The sequence below is a fragment of the Bradyrhizobium sp. LeoA1Lang genome, assembly GCF_055413685.1.
Genome location: NZ_JBVAPG010000618.1, coordinates 1 through 255 on the forward strand (window position 1 = coordinate 1; position 255 = coordinate 255).

At 58.8% G+C, this 255-nt stretch carries 1 pseudogene; it reads right to left on the minus strand.

The features are described 5' to 3' along the window. Window positions 1-255 (minus strand): annotated as a pseudogene (locus ACZYOF_RS44745) (IS630 family transposase); the annotation flags it as partial.

Genomic DNA, 255 nt, shown 5'->3' on the forward strand with positions numbered 1-255 from the left:
ATCGATCTCTTTTAAAAACTTCAAGAATTCGACTGCCCTTTGCCGCTTGTAGCATTTGCCGATGACGAACCCCGAGGCGACGTCGAGCGCGGCAAACAGCGAGGTCGTACCGTGCCGCACATAGCTGCGCGTGCGCCGTTCCGGCACGCCAGGCATCATCGGCAAGACCGGCTGCTCGCGATCGAGCGCCTGAATCTGGCTTTTCTCATCGATGCTGAGGACGAGCGCACGGTTCGGTGGGGATAGATAAAGGCC